We start from the raw sequence: 13,711 nt of genomic DNA on the forward strand, positions 1-13,711 counted from the left end.
TTGTCCCTCTGTGTCCAGTGAAAGCGCGTCAGCTTTGCAGCGAGGTCCAGCGAATCGATCCGTCCAGGGCGAATGCTTCGAAATCACCGAGCCCGCAGTCCCTGACGATGAAGATGGCGGCCATGTCGGAAGCACCCTCCAGACGACGCGGCTGGGAGAACGTCGTGCCCACGCTTTGCAAGAGCACGCGGTCTTCGCCCGAAGGACCGGGAACGATGGCCTTCATCCTCAACAGGCGCTCGCCGAGCGCGCCCGACACGTCTTCGATCCAGTCCAGGGTCTGTTCCCATTCCGTTGCGCGGCGAAAGCGCGCGCAAAAGACCCGCACGCGCGGATGCAGCAAGGCGCGCGGTGCATGGCTGTTGAATCCCCGCGCAGTCCAGTCGAACGCCGTGGCCCCCTGCACTTCGCGAAACGCTTCCGTGGCTCGCATCGCGGCCGTATCGGCATCGACGACACGCGCCAGCGGATTCAGCCGATGGGCATTGTCCCGTGCGAGCCGCCGTTGTTCCGTGCCGATCAAGTCCGTCTTCGTCAGCACGATCGTATGCGCGGCGCCGAGTTGTGCCGACACGCTGTCGAAATCCTCCGTGTCAAGCGGCGGGCGGCTGCAATCATAGGTCGCGACGATATGAATGCGCAGCCCCATCGAAGCAAGCGGACTCAACGAACGCATCACCTGTCCCGGACGGGACAAACCGCTGCACTCCAGCACGATGCGTTCGAACGCAGGCTGTCCGTTTCGCGCGCGTGTGTCGACGAGATCTTCGATCGTCGTCACGAGGTCATCGGTCAACGAGCAGCACACGCAGCCGTTGCTGAGCGTTGCCATGGGAATGCCGCGCGCCGACTCCGACAGCACCGCACCGTCGATATTGATCGCCCCGACTTCGTTGACGATCACGGCGGTCATGGCAGCCGCTTCGTCATCGGCGAGCAGCGCTTCGAGCAAGGTCGTCTTGCCGCTGCCGAGCATGCCGGCGAGCACCACGAATTGAGTGCCGTGCCCGTTCATTTCGCTTGCTCCGTCGCCGTGTGGAAGGGCGTCGCGCCTTTGGGCCAGGTCGTCGCGACCAACTCGCGAACGTCGTGCAGCAGTTCATCGACATCGAACACCACACCGGACTTGATGGTCAGTTCCAGCGCACGCTTCTGCTCGACCGTGCCGAGATCGTCGTTGAGGCGCATCGCGCCGGTTCCGTACAGAAGCTTGAAATCCGCCAGAGGATTCTCGCGATGCACCAGCACGTCGCCGCGCCGTCCTACTTCGAGCACGCCCGCCTCTTCGCCAATACCCAGCAGGTCCGCGGCATGCGAAGTCCCGGCACGCAATACCTCGGAAGGCAGGAAGCCCGCTTCCTGGAGCAATTCCAGTTCGCGGATGTAGCCGAATCCGTAGATCTGGTACATGAAACCCGAATCGCTTCCGGGGCAGACACGCCCGCCGCGGTTCTTGTAGTCGTTGAGGAAGTGCATCAGGATGCGATAGCTCTCGCGCCATTCCACCTCGTTCTTCACGGACCAGCGGTAAAAGTACGCACCGTGTCCGCCGCGCTGGGGCTGGAAGTACTTCCACGTCGTCTGATCCGTGTAGGAATCGTGCCATTCCGCGCGACGTGCGCGCATGACATCGCGATTGCCGTCATAGACGTTCAGCGTCGGCACGAACGTATGCCCCGCTTCGAGGAAGGCGTCGAGCACATCGTTCCATTTCTGCGAGCCTGGTTCTGCTGCCTGAAGGAAGGTCTGGCCCGCTGTGGAGAAGCGCAAGTACTCGTCGTTATAGTTGTAGTCGTCGGAGATGGCCTGTAGCGAGCGTCCATCGAACAGGGCTTCTGGAATGCCGTAGGAATGCTCGGTGCTCGTCAGGCCCCAGCGCGCCGTTCTCAACGCATTCATGCTGCCGACCGATGACTGCGCATGATGGCAACACGCCCGCAGGCCCAGCTTGCGGCATTCGTCGAGTGCCGCCTGCATGATCGCGGGCGGCGCACCGAAGAACTTCACGCCTTCCGCACCTTTGTCGCGCGCTGCCCGCAGCCATTCACGGCCCTGCTCGGGACTGTAGATGGCCTTCAGGTAATCGTTGACGGCAGGGAAGTACACATAGGGATACAGGTGCGGAGCAGCGATCCGGTTGGCTTCGGCTGCCGCCTTTTGCTCGCGCGTCCAGGCGAGTCCGTTCATGCACCCGGTCTCGCGCACCGACGTGACGCCATGCGCGAGCCACAGCTTGTAGATGTAGTCCGCCGGCATCATCTCGCCGTTTTCGGCGTGAAAGGGCGTGCCGATATGCGCATGACTGTCGATGAAGCCCGGCGTCACGTATTTGCCGGTGCAATCGATTTCCCTGTCTCCTGCTGCGGGACGTCCGTCCTGTTTCAGTGGCTTGTGAGGGACGCCGACCACGGCGATGTCAGTGATCCTGCCGTCTTCGATCACGATGTCCGCTGGACCGAACGGCGGCGCTCCGGTGCCGTCGATCACGGTCGCGCCGCGCAGCACGAGCCGGTGAAAAGGGCCCTCGCCGCGGTCTCGCTGCGTCGCGGGCTTCAATTGCTTGAGACCCTTCTTCGCGAAACCCGCGACCATCTCCTCGCCTACTTCGATATTCGTGCTCGTCACGCTCATCATTCACCTCGGAGTTCAAAAGATCAGATCAACCACGATGACGCATGGCATACCAACCTTCTCGGATAACACTCCCTATGCTGATTGCCATGAATGAGTTGAAAATTATCTGGATCCCGTACTCTGGATTCGTCTGCGTAAATCCAGCTTAATTAATGGCCGCTACTCTGTGAACACTGATTGAAACCAGCAGACGACCCGCAGAGAGGAAAGCATGAACACGAGCACCGCATCATCCCCGGCGACCCGTGCCTATTCGAAGCTCGATCCACGCGGCATCAAGGCCATCGCATTCGACATGCAAGGTACGCTGCTGAATTTCTACGGCACGATTGTCGAGGCTGGATCGAAGTTCGCCGTGAAGGACGCGACGGCCACCGCGTGGTCCGGCTTGCTGGCGCATTGGCGTCACGCGTATCGCGTTCAGCTGGATCAGGTCATCAACGGGACGGCTAGCTGGCGCTCGACGGACCAGATCTATCGGGAAACGCTGGACACGGCTTTACATGCCTCGTTGTGGGAAGACGCATTCACGCAGCAGGATCGCACTGAACTGAGCGCGGCGTGGAGCACGCTGAAGCCCTGGCCGGATACGCGGCCGGGCCTGATGCAGTTACGCGATCGATACACGCTTTCGACGCTTTCAAACGGCTCGATGTCGTCCCTCATCCACATCGTCAAGCAGCACGATCTGCCGTTCGATTGCGTATTGACCGCCGAACTGGTGCGCTCTTCCAAGCCTGATCCGAAGGTGTACGCGCTCGCGCAGCGATCTTTCGGTCTGGATGCAAACGCTATCCTGATGGTGGCCTGCCACAAGTACGACCTCGAGGCCGCAAAGGCATTCGGCTTCCGCGTGGCGTTCATTCCCCGGCCGCTGGAATTCGGCCCGGGCGGCAACCCGGATACGAGCGATGAAGCCTGGTTCGACGCGTTCGCCCCGAGCCTGACTGCTTTAGCCGAGCTATTGGACCGCTGAAAGGGCCGAGACGCCCTACTGCCCGAACCCGATCATGCCCGACCGGCTGAGCGTGACGTTCCTGCTCACGCCAGCCGGCGCATTCGCGAGCACCCACGCTGCCGACACTTCGCCGAACGGGTCCTTGCTCGACATGCCGTCGGTCGGCACGACGACCTTGAAGCCGCGCAACGCGGCTTCGCTTGCGGTGTACAGCACCGCGCCGTGCGCCATGGTGCCGGTCACGATCACCGTCTGAATCCCCCTCGACTTCAGAGCGGCTTCCAGATCCGTTCCGAAGAACTTGTCGACGCCCGACTGCACCACCGTTTCATCCCCGATAGCAGTGATGGACGGCGGCACTGCCTGCATCGTGCCCGTGCTCGTCAGGCTATAGACGATCATCAGGTTCGCGCGGCGTGCCTTCTTGAGCAGGTCTTCGACGTACGGCAGCGAGGCCGCACAGGTCGGACGCTCCTTTGTGTTGCAGGTGCTGGTATCGAAATCCAGCAGCAGCAAGGCTGCGTGAGCAGGATCGGTCACGGTGAACGGCTTCAACAGCGGCGGTGGCGGCATCTGCGTCGACTGCCATGAAGCGATGATGTCGGCCTGTGCCGCACTGTTGGAGGAAGAGAAAAGCCAGAAGGCGCATAGCACACTCAGCACGGCACGCATGATGTCTCCGGGTCGGCAGGATCGAGGCGGGTCGGCGCCAGACCGAAGATTTTACGCCGACACTCGGCTGACACGCTTCCGGCCGCGCGGCTAGCGTTGCACATCAGCGGAAGACGAGACCGGCATCCCGTTCAATTCCCGCAACACATCGAACATGCGCGGCACATAGGCATCCCCGTGCCCGAGATTGGTCGCCAGCACATACATCTGCCGCACTGCTTCCGCGATCACCGCCGTCGACGATTGCGCCGACGCGAGTTGCGCATACGAGCGCATATCTTTCGCGGCATTGCGGATGGCGAACTGCTGACCGCTGTCGTCGCCTTCGAGCAGATACGGCACGATGCGATCGAAGGTCTTGCTGTGCGCCCCGCTCAGGCGGCACACAGCGGCGAATTCGTGCAGGTCGAGACCGGCCTTCGCTGCCGTACCAAAGGCTTCCGCGAGAATCGCGCCATTGGCTTGCGCGATGAAGTTATGAACCAGCTTCGCGCAATAGCCCGCGCCGTGGCCGCCGAGATGATGCACGGTCTCCGCGTACGCGGCCATCAATGGACGCACGCGATCGAGCACGCCCGCCTCCCCGCCCACGAGCACATTCAGCCGCCCTTCGCGCGCTTCCTTCGGCGTGCGGTTCACCGGCGCATCGAGAAAGCATGCGCCCTTCCTTTCAAACGCGGCGGCGGCTTCCTTCGCGAACTCGGGATCGGATGTGCTGCTGTCGATGACGATCAACCCTTCATGCGCGCCCGCAAGCAGCCCGTCTTCACGAAACACGACATCGCGCACCTGAGGCGTGCCGGTCACGCAGATGATGATGACATCGGCGTTGCGCGCAAGCTCGGCCGCACTAGCGCTTTCGGTTGCGCCCTGAGCGACGAGCGCATCGATCGCCGTGCGGCTGCGATGCGCGAGCGCCGACAGCCTGAACCCCTTATTGAGCACCTGGACCGCGATGGCACTGCCCATCAGTCCCAATCCCACCATGCCGACGCGCTCGATGCGCGCCCCCGATGTCGTTTCCTGTCCAGTCACGTTCATTGCAACTCCATCTCATGTACCTGTTCGAGCGCTTCTGCACGCAGGCTCCACTTCACATACTGCCGATCCAGCGCGCCGATGCTCCCACAGCCCAGCAGGCCAATCACGCGATCGACCTCCGTCTTCAGTATCTCGATCGCGCGATCCACGCCCGCACGGCCGCCCGCCGCGAGTCCATACGTCGTCGCACGGCCGACGAGGACCGCATCCGCACCATATGCCATGGCCTTGACGATATCGCCGCCGCGCCTGAAACCGCCGTCGAGCATCACGGCGAGACGTCCTTTCACGGCGTCGACGACGTCGGGCAACACGTCCATGGCCGAGATGGAACCGTCGAGTTGTCGTCCGCCATGGTTCGACAGCACGATGCCATCCGCACCCAGCGACGCGGCGCGCACCGCATCGTCCGGATGCAGCAGCCCCTTCACGATGAGCCGTCCCGGCCAGCGATCCCGCAGCCAGCGAATATCCTCCCACGACAACGAAGGGTCGAGTTCCTTCGCCAGCGCCGACGCCGCGCCGCGCACGCTGTCCTGCCCCGGCGGCAGCAGATCGCCGAGATTGGCGAAGCGCGGCATGCCGTGCGGCCATAACACGTCGAGCATCCAGCGCGGATGCGCGAGCACATCGAGCGTATTGCGCAGGTCGAGCTTGAGCGGACGCGCGTAATTGCGCAGATCCCATTCGCGCTTGCCGTAGATGGCGCTGTCGGTGGTCACTACAAGCGCTTCGACGCCTGCAAGTTGCGCGCGCTCCGCGAGCTTCGCCACGAAGTCCCGCGTGCGGTACATGTAGACCTGCATCCACACGCGTCCGCCCGCGCGCTCGATCACGCGTTCGAGCGGCACCGTCGACGCATTGCTCAGGATGAACGGAATGCCGGCTGCAGCCGCCGCTCCTGCCAGCGCGATGTCGCCTTCGTGTGACAGCAAGCCGCTGAAACCCGTCGGCGCGATCATGAACGGCGCCGCGCTGCGCTTCCCGAAGAGATTGATGCTGATGTCGCGCTTCGAGACATCCACGAGCGAGCGCGGCCTGAACGCGATCTCCGCGAACACGTCGCGATTGCGCCGCAACGTGGCCTCCTCTTCCGCGCCGCCTTCCACGTATTCGAAGCAGAAGTTCGGCACGCGCCGCGCCGCCATCGCGCGCAAGTCCTCGATGCTGTGCGCGCGGCGCGGGTCATTGCCGGAATAAAGACGACGCTGCATGTTCTCGTCTGTCCTCAAACCGGCAGCTTCTTCTGATAGTCGATCGCCAGCACCACGATCATCTGGAACACCGCGACGGCGACGAAGAACATCAGCGCGAGGAAGTACGAGCCGGTCGTCTGCACGATATAGCCGATGAAGATCGGCACGAAGATGCCCGCAATATTGCCTACAAAATTCATGATGCCATTCAGCGTGCCAGTGCGCGCACGGGTGGCGAGCATGGCAGGCGTCGCCCAGTTGCAGCCGCCGCACCAGCGCAGGAAGAACAGCGCGACGCACAACAGCCCGACCACGGCGAACGGTGCGCGCACGTTGGCGACACCGAGCATGGACGCGGCTACCGCGAACGCGCCGATCATCATCATGCTGCGATACACCAGGTTCGAACTGCCGCCTGCCGCCTTCCACTTGTCCGCGAGCGATCCGGCGATCACTTCGCCGACGAAGCCCGCGAAGAAGATGATGAAGGTCGCGCCGCCGAGCGACTTCAGATCGAAACCATGCGCCTTGTAGAGATAGGTCGGCAGCCAGGTCATCAGGCCGAAGAAGATCAGGTTCGTACACGTGTGGCTCGCGCACATGCCCCACACGGAACGGAAACCGAAGAAGCGCAGCATCGAGCCGCCCGCTGCGGTCTTAGGCTCTCGTGCATCTTCTTCCGCATGCGCGCGCTCGATATAATCTATTTCCGCCTGACTGATCGACGGATGCTCGCGCGGCGTATTGCGGATGTACCACCAAGCCCAGATGCCGCAGAGAATCGTACCGACGCCCGCCACGACGAACGCCGCGCGCCACGAACCGAACCACGTCATCAGCGTTGCAACCACCACTGCGCCCACGCCGGAGCCGAGCGCGCTGCCTGCATCGACGATGGATGCGCCGCGCGTCTTCTCGTTCTGCGTGAGCCAGAGCGCGTTGAGCTTGCCGCCGCCCGGATAGATCGGCGCTTCCGTGATGCCGAGTCCAAGACGCGTCAGCAGCAACGCGAACCAGCCCGTGCAGAGGGCGCCGAGCGCCTGGAACGCGCCCCAGCCGATGGTCGCCCACGCGATCAGCGCGCGCGGCTTCAGGCGGTCGGCAAGCATGCCCGAAGGCACCTGCATGAAAAGATAGGTCCAGAAAAACGAGCTGAGGATGAGCCCTTGCCGCTCGGGCGAGAGATCGAATTCCGCCGCGATTGCCGGCATCGCGACGGACAGCGCCGCGCGATCGATATAGTTGATCGATACGAGCAGCAGCAGAAGAAGAAAGATCTTCCATCGCACGCTCGTCATTCGGGCGGTCTGTACACCGGACACATCCATGTCCTGTCTCCTGATTGTTTTTGTGAAGTAAGCCGTAGCGGTGTGCCCTTATTGCGGGCGAAAGGTGTTCAGCGGCCCCAGCGCAGCACGAGCGGATCCAGACGGCGCGCGACTTCGAGCAAGCCTTCACGGATCTTCGGATGCACGGGCGCCAGCGGATGACGCACGGCCTCCGAGCCGATGACGCCGCCTTCCTTCATCAGGATCTTGCAGGCGGCAAGCCCGCATTGGCGGTTTTCGTAGTTGATGAGCGGGAGCCATTGCTGATACAGCGCGGCCGCCGTTTCGCGATCGCCGCGCGCGTGCGCATCGACGATCTTGCGAATGCCGTCCGGATAACCGCCGCCGGTCATGGAGCCCGTTGCGCCCGCATCGAGATCGGGCATCAGCGTAATGGCTTCCTCGCCGTCCCACGGACCGATCACGCTGTCGCCGCCCAGCTCGATGAGCTCGCGCAGCTTCGCCGCGGCCTGCGCCGTCTCGATCTTGAAGTACGACACGTGCTCGATCTCACGCGCCATGCGCGCGAGGAACGGCGCGGACAGCGGCGTGCCCGCGACAGGTGCGTCCTGGATCATGATCGGAATGCGGAGCGCGTCGGACACCTTGCTGAAGAACTCGTAGATGCCCTTCTCGGTCACGCGGATGGTCGCGCCATGGTACGGCGGCATGATCATCACCATCGCCGCACCCGCGGCTTCCGCGGCGCGGCTGCGCTGTGCGCAGACTTCGCTGCTGAAGTGCGTCGTCGTGACGATGACCGGCACGCGGCCGGCCACGTGTTCGAGCACCGTGTGCATGACGGCGTCGCGTTCATTGTCAGTGAGGACGAACTGCTCGGAGAAGTTCGCGAGAATGCTCAGTCCGTTCGAACCCGCATCGATCATGAAGTCGATGCAGCGCTTCTGGCCTTCGAGGTCGAGTGCGCCTGCGTCGTTGAAAATCGTCGGGACGACCGGAAAGACGCCGCGATAGTGGCTATCGTTTGACATGCTGTTGACGTGTAAGAGTGAAGTGAAATGCGCTTACGTGATCGCGCCGATCTGCCAGGGCACGAATTCGTTCTGCCCGTAGCCGTGAATCTCGCTGCGCGTGCGCTTGCCGGAGGCAGCGTCGAGCATCATCTGGAAAAGCTCGGCGCCCATCTGTTCGATGCTCTTCTCGCCGCTCAGAATGGGACCGCAGTTCAGGTCGATGTCCTCCGCCTGGCGGTTCCACAGCGCGTCGTTGGTGGCGATCTTGAGTGAAGGCGTCGGTGCGCAGCCGTAGGCCGAACCGCGTCCCGTCGTGAAGCAGATCAGGTTGGCGCCGCCCGCTACCTGTCCCGTCGCGGAGATCGGGTCGTAGCCGGGCGTATCCATGAACACGAGGCCTTTTGCAGCAACGCGTTCGGCGTATTCATACACTTCGACGAGATTCGATTCGCCCGCCTTCGCAATGCCGCCGAGGGACTTTTCGAGCACCGTCGTCAGGCCGCCGGCCTTGTTGCCCGCCGAAGGATTGTTGTTCATCGCCGCGCGGTTGCGCGCGCAGTAGTCTTCCCACCAGTGAATCCGTGCGACGAGCTTTTCTCCCACTGCGCGACTCACCGCGCGGCGCGTCAGAAGATGTTCCGCGCCGTAGATCTCGGGCGTCTCCGACAGGATCGCCGTGCCGCCGTTCGCCACCAGCAGATCGACTGCCGCGCCCAGCGCCGGATTGCCTGAAATGCCCGAGTAACCATCCGAGCCGCCGCATTGCAGCCCGACGACCAGATGCGACGCCGGCACCGGCTGACGCTCCACGCGATTCGCCGCCGCGAGCATCGCCTGCACGCGTTCGATGCCGTGCGCGATCGTCTTCGCCGTGCCGCCCGTCTCCTGGATGTTGAAGGTCTGCAACGAAGGCGCTTCCTCGAGCCCTTGCGTCTCCAGGAGGCGCGCAATCTGGTTCGTCTCGCAGCCCAGCCCGATCACGAGCACGCCCGCCAAGTTCGGATGCACCGCATAGCCGCCGAGCGTGCGCTGCAGGAGCGCGAGCCCTTCCCCTTCCGGGTCCACCGCGCAGCCCACGCCGTGCGTGAGCGCCACGACGCCGTCGACATTCGGGAAGGCGGCAAGCGCATCGGGATGCGTGTCGCGGCGGAAGTGATCCGCGATAGCCCGCGCCACGGTGGCGGAGCAGTTCACCGAGGTCAAGATGCCGATGTAGTTGCGCGTGGCGATGCGGCCATCGGCGCGCACGATGCCGTCGAAGGTCGCGGGTTCGGCGGCGCGAGGCGTAGGACGGGCATCGACGCAGAACGCGTAATCGCGATCGAACTCGCCCATCGCGAGGTTATGGATATGAACGTGCTCGCCCGCCTCGATCGCGCGGCTCGCGAAGCCGATGATCTGGCCATAGCGCTTGACCGCTTCGCCCGCAGCGATGCTGCGCGTCGCCACCTTGTGGCCCGGCGGAATCAGTCCGGATACGACGATGTTCTCGGCAGGAAGACGGGTGCCGCCGATGAGCTGTTCCCGTGCAATGACGACGTCGTCGTCACGATGCAGGCGGATGACAAGGGGGCGTGCAGCGGCTTCAGTGATGACGCCGCCGGAAGATGCGTGGGTATCGTGCATTGAACTGGCCCGTCTGGCGGGTCTCTGGTGATTGTCTCCGGGGCTCAATATACGGGCGCCCTTCGGCCCCTGTATATTGAATTGTTTCCATCCCCCGATCACTTTTTCTACTCGCCGATGAAGACCGTCCAAATGCTGCTGTCGAGGTTGCGCATGAAGCAACTGCAACTCTTGATCGCGCTCGACGAACACAAGTCGCTGCACAAGGCGGCCGTCGTGATGTCGATCACGCAATCCGCAGCCAGCAAGGCCCTGCATGAACTCGAAACCATGCTCGATGCCGCGCTCTTCGAACGCTCCGCCTCCGGCATGATCCCGAACGCTTACGGGCGGCGCGTCATCGACTATGCCAGGCTGCTGACGACGGACCTGACGCAGTTGTGCCACGACCTCACGGATATCAAGGCGGGGCGCGGCGGACGGCTGTCCATCGGCGCGATCATGGGCGCGATACCCGCGCACGTCGTGCCGGCGCTCGATGCGCTGCACGCGGAACGGCCGGACGTAACCATTGAAATCGTCGAGGACACGAGCGCGCGCATGTTGACCCAGCTCGACGAAGGGCGGCTCGACCTGGTCATCGGGCGCTCGGCGGTCAGCGCCCAACCGGCGAAGTACCGCTATGTGAAGCTCGCCGACGAGCCCTTGTCCGTGGTGGTGGGTTATCGCTCGGCGCCGCGTTCGCGCAAGCCGCTCGACATGCACGACCTCGCGCATTGCCGATGGGTGACCTATCCGAGCAAGATGCCGCTGCGCGAACTGCTGGAGCGCGAGATGGATCTGGCCGGCATCGACATGCCGCCGAATACGGTCTCGACCGCCTCCACGTTCGTGACGGTCGCGCTGCTCAATCAGGGACGCGATCTCGCTTCGCTCTTGCCCACCGATATCGCCGAAATGTTCGCGCGCCACAAGATGCTGAGCATCCTGCCGATCGCGCTGCGTTCGCCGTCGCAGACCTTCGGGATTGTCACGCGGCGCGGCAGCGTGCTTTCGCCGATTGCCGCGCGCCTTATCGAGCTGCTGAGGGAGGGGGCGCGAGACTGAGCGAACGAGCCTCCGGCTGGCATTGCGCCGCGATGCCCAGCACGATGGCCACGAATTCCTCCGCCGCCTGCGAAATGGTGTCTTCCTTCCGCGTCAGCACACTGTAGTTCGACATCGTCCGCCGTATCGGCACGTCGAGATAGCCGAGCAGCCCGTGCTTCACGTATTTATCCATCGCCGCCTGGGGTTGCAGGGAGATCATGTCGGTGGCCTGCAGCAGTTCCAGCGTCGTGAAGATCGACGGCGTCTCCACGATGCCCACCGGCGGCAGCAAGCCCGTTGCCGCGAACGTCTCTTCGAACAGCAGCCGCATGGCGGTGCCCTGCGGGTACAGGATCCACGGCCATTCGCCCAGATCGGCAATCTCCATGCGCCGCCGCTTCAGCAACGGATGATGCCGCCCGACCACCACGCGCGCCGGCTCGGCCAGCAGATCGACCACATGGAATAGCGCCTGATGGCGCGGCTCGGTGGGCCGCCCGATCATGACGTCGAGCCGCCTTTCTTCGAGCCAGGTGGCGAGTTGATCGCTGCTCTGCTCGACCAGCCTGATGATGAGTCTCGGCCGCCTGCGCTGAAGCTCCTTGATCGCGGCCGTCACGAGTTGGGCCGCGGACGCCGGAATGAAGCCCACCGTGAGATGACCATACCCGCCGTTCTTTAACGTCGCGAACTCGTTCGAGAACTTGCCGAGATTGGACAGCGTCGTGGTGGCATAGCGCACCGAGAGCAGACCGAGGTCCGTGGGCCGCATCTCGCGCGGCAGCCGCTCGAACAGCGGCGCGCCGAATAGCGCTTCCAGGTCGCTCAGGATCTTGGTGGCGGCCGGCTGGGTAACATGCATCTGCTCGGCCGCGATGCGCAGGTTGCGCGTGCGTCCAAGCAGCTCCAGCAACTGGAGATGCCTGAAGCGCAGCTTGGGCAGCACTTGCGCAGCGGACAGCGTGGAATCTTGCGGCATAAGGGTAAGACCTAGAAAGGGAAACGCCGACTCATAACCAGATGGAATTGATTTTACGCAATTCGCGATTGGACCTTTATCGAAAGCCCAAAGGACAATCAGACCGGCTTCCCGCAATCAGGCAAGCGGCAGTCTCCGAACAATCGCCCCAATCACACCAATCACTTTTACGGACACAATCACGATGAATGCACGAGTCCGATATCGCGCCGATGCATTGCAGGACTTCGCGCGGCGTCTGCTGGTCAAGGCCGGCATGGAAGAGGTCAAGGCGCAGGCGGTCGCGCATACGCTGCTGGACGGCGACCTGATGGGACACGACACACATGGCCTCGCCTTGCTGCCGGGTTATATCGGCGAAATCGAGCGTGGCACGATGACCTGCTCCGGCGAACCCGAAGTCATCTCGGAGCGTGGCGCAAGCCTGCTATGGGATGGCCGCCGTCTTCCCGGCCCCTGGCTGGTGTTGAGCGGCATCGATGCGCTGGTGCCGAAGGCGCGCGAGCATGGCAGCGCGACGCTGGTGATCCGGCGCAGTCACCATATCGCGTGCCTGGCCAGTTATCTGGAGAAGGCCACGGCCGAAGGCTTCCTGATCGTGCTCGGCAGTTCGGATCCCGCCGTGCAGAGCGTGGCGCCTCACGGCGGCACGCGCTCGGTCTTCACGCCCAATCCGATCGCAGCGGGCATCCCCACGTCGGGCACGCCGTTCCTGATCGACATCTCGGCATCGACCGTGACGAACGGGATGACCGCGCGCCAGCACAAGGCCGGGCAAGTCTTCGAGGAAGCCTGTTTTCTCGATGCAGAGGGAAATCCGAGCGGCGATCCCGGCGTGCTGTCAGCCGATCCGCCGGGCTCCATTCTTCCGGTCGGCGGCATGACGTACGGACACAAGGGCTTCGGGCTGGCGCTATTGATCGAGGCGCTGACGGGCGGTCTTGCAGGTCACGGCCGGGCCGATCCCGCCGATGGCTGGGGCGCCACCGTCTTCCTGTCGCTTTATGATCCGGCGGCGTTCGGCGGCCCCGCCGCATTCGCACGGCAGATGGACTGGCTCGGCGAAGCGTGCCGCGATAACCCGCCGCGTCCCGGCACGTCGAGCGTGCGCATGCCGGGTGATCGTGGACTCGCGCTCAAGCGCGAGCAACTGCGCGACGGGGTGGCATTGCATCCGACCATCGCACCGGCACTTGTCGCCTGTGCGCAGCGCTACGACATCCGGCTTCCCGAAGTCCTGGCTGGATGAAGGCAAGCGAGAGCCCAGGGCTCTC

At 63.6% G+C, this 13,711-nt stretch carries 12 protein-coding genes; 3 read left to right on the forward strand and 9 right to left on the reverse strand.

Features of this window, described 5'->3' with window-relative positions:
• Positions 1–28 precede the first annotated feature (28 nt).
• Together QCE69_RS10630 and QCE69_RS10635 are read right to left on the reverse strand one after the other, a co-directional pair.
• Entirely contained in the window at positions 29–1,015 is a 987-nt protein-coding gene (locus QCE69_RS10630; protein WP_309930622.1) for a GTP-binding protein, read from the reverse strand.
• Positions 1,012–2,631 (reverse strand): amidohydrolase, encoded by a 1,620-nt coding sequence (locus QCE69_RS10635; RefSeq protein WP_404987849.1) that lies wholly within the window; start codon positions 2,629–2,631, stop codon positions 1,012–1,014. The genes QCE69_RS10630 and QCE69_RS10635 overlap by 4 nt, the downstream gene beginning before the upstream one ends.
• A 214-nt stretch (positions 2,632–2,845) precedes the next feature.
• Here QCE69_RS10635 and QCE69_RS10640 point away from each other — a divergent pair, with 214 nt between their 5' ends.
• Positions 2,846–3,610: a haloacid dehalogenase type II gene (locus QCE69_RS10640; protein WP_309930624.1), complete on the forward strand. Its 765-nt coding sequence runs from the start codon at positions 2,846–2,848 to the stop codon at positions 3,608–3,610.
• Between the two features lie 15 nt (positions 3,611–3,625).
• Here the strand turns inward: QCE69_RS10640 and QCE69_RS10645 are convergent, their stop codons facing one another.
• The 6 genes from QCE69_RS10645 to QCE69_RS10670 all read right to left on the reverse strand — a co-directional run bounded on the left by QCE69_RS10645 (position 3,626) and on the right by QCE69_RS10670 (position 10,429).
• Positions 3,626–4,264, reverse strand: coding sequence for a cysteine hydrolase (locus QCE69_RS10645; RefSeq protein WP_309930625.1), 639 nt, complete (start codon positions 4,262–4,264; stop codon positions 3,626–3,628).
• Between the two features lie 90 nt (positions 4,265–4,354).
• Positions 4,355–5,305 carry an NAD(P)-dependent oxidoreductase gene (locus tag QCE69_RS10650; protein ID WP_309917800.1) on the reverse strand — a complete coding sequence of 317 codons (951 nt, stop codon included), beginning with the start codon at positions 5,303–5,305 and terminating at the stop codon, positions 4,355–4,357.
• Positions 5,302–6,519 (reverse strand): alpha-hydroxy acid oxidase, encoded by a 1,218-nt coding sequence (locus QCE69_RS10655; RefSeq protein WP_309930626.1) that lies wholly within the window; start codon positions 6,517–6,519, stop codon positions 5,302–5,304. The genes QCE69_RS10650 and QCE69_RS10655 overlap by 4 nt, the downstream gene beginning before the upstream one ends.
• Before the next feature lie 14 nt (positions 6,520–6,533).
• Positions 6,534–7,829, reverse strand: a complete 1,296-nt coding sequence (locus tag QCE69_RS10660) for an MFS transporter (RefSeq protein ID WP_309812896.1) — start codon at positions 7,827–7,829, stop codon at positions 6,534–6,536.
• A gap of 68 nt (positions 7,830–7,897) precedes the next feature.
• Positions 7,898–8,821, reverse strand: coding sequence for a dihydrodipicolinate synthase family protein (locus QCE69_RS10665; RefSeq protein WP_309930627.1), 924 nt, complete (start codon positions 8,819–8,821; stop codon positions 7,898–7,900).
• Positions 8,822–8,854: 33 nt separating this feature from the next.
• Positions 8,855–10,429 carry an altronate dehydratase family protein gene (locus tag QCE69_RS10670; RefSeq protein ID WP_309930629.1) on the reverse strand — a complete coding sequence of 525 codons (1,575 nt, stop codon included), beginning with the start codon at positions 10,427–10,429 and terminating at the stop codon, positions 8,855–8,857.
• A gap of 153 nt (positions 10,430–10,582) precedes the next feature.
• Here QCE69_RS10670 and QCE69_RS10675 point away from each other — a divergent pair, with 153 nt between their 5' ends.
• Positions 10,583–11,476: a LysR family transcriptional regulator gene (locus QCE69_RS10675; RefSeq protein WP_409021178.1), complete on the forward strand. Its 894-nt coding sequence runs from the start codon at positions 10,583–10,585 to the stop codon at positions 11,474–11,476.
• On the opposite strand, the gene QCE69_RS10680 is transcribed toward QCE69_RS10675, so the two are convergent.
• The gene (locus QCE69_RS10680; RefSeq protein WP_309930632.1) at positions 11,442–12,437 is read right to left on the reverse strand and encodes a LysR family transcriptional regulator; all 996 of its coding nucleotides are present in this window, start codon (positions 12,435–12,437) and stop codon (positions 11,442–11,444) included. The genes QCE69_RS10675 and QCE69_RS10680 overlap by 35 nt on opposite strands.
• Before the next feature lie 184 nt (positions 12,438–12,621).
• Here QCE69_RS10680 and QCE69_RS10685 point away from each other — a divergent pair, with 184 nt between their 5' ends.
• Positions 12,622–13,686, forward strand: a complete 1,065-nt coding sequence (locus QCE69_RS10685) for an Ldh family oxidoreductase (RefSeq protein WP_309930633.1) — start codon at positions 12,622–12,624, stop codon at positions 13,684–13,686.
• Positions 13,687–13,711 lie beyond the last annotated feature (25 nt).

This window comes from Caballeronia sp. LZ032 (assembly GCF_031451315.1).
GTDB lineage: Bacteria > Pseudomonadota > Gammaproteobacteria > Burkholderiales > Burkholderiaceae > Caballeronia.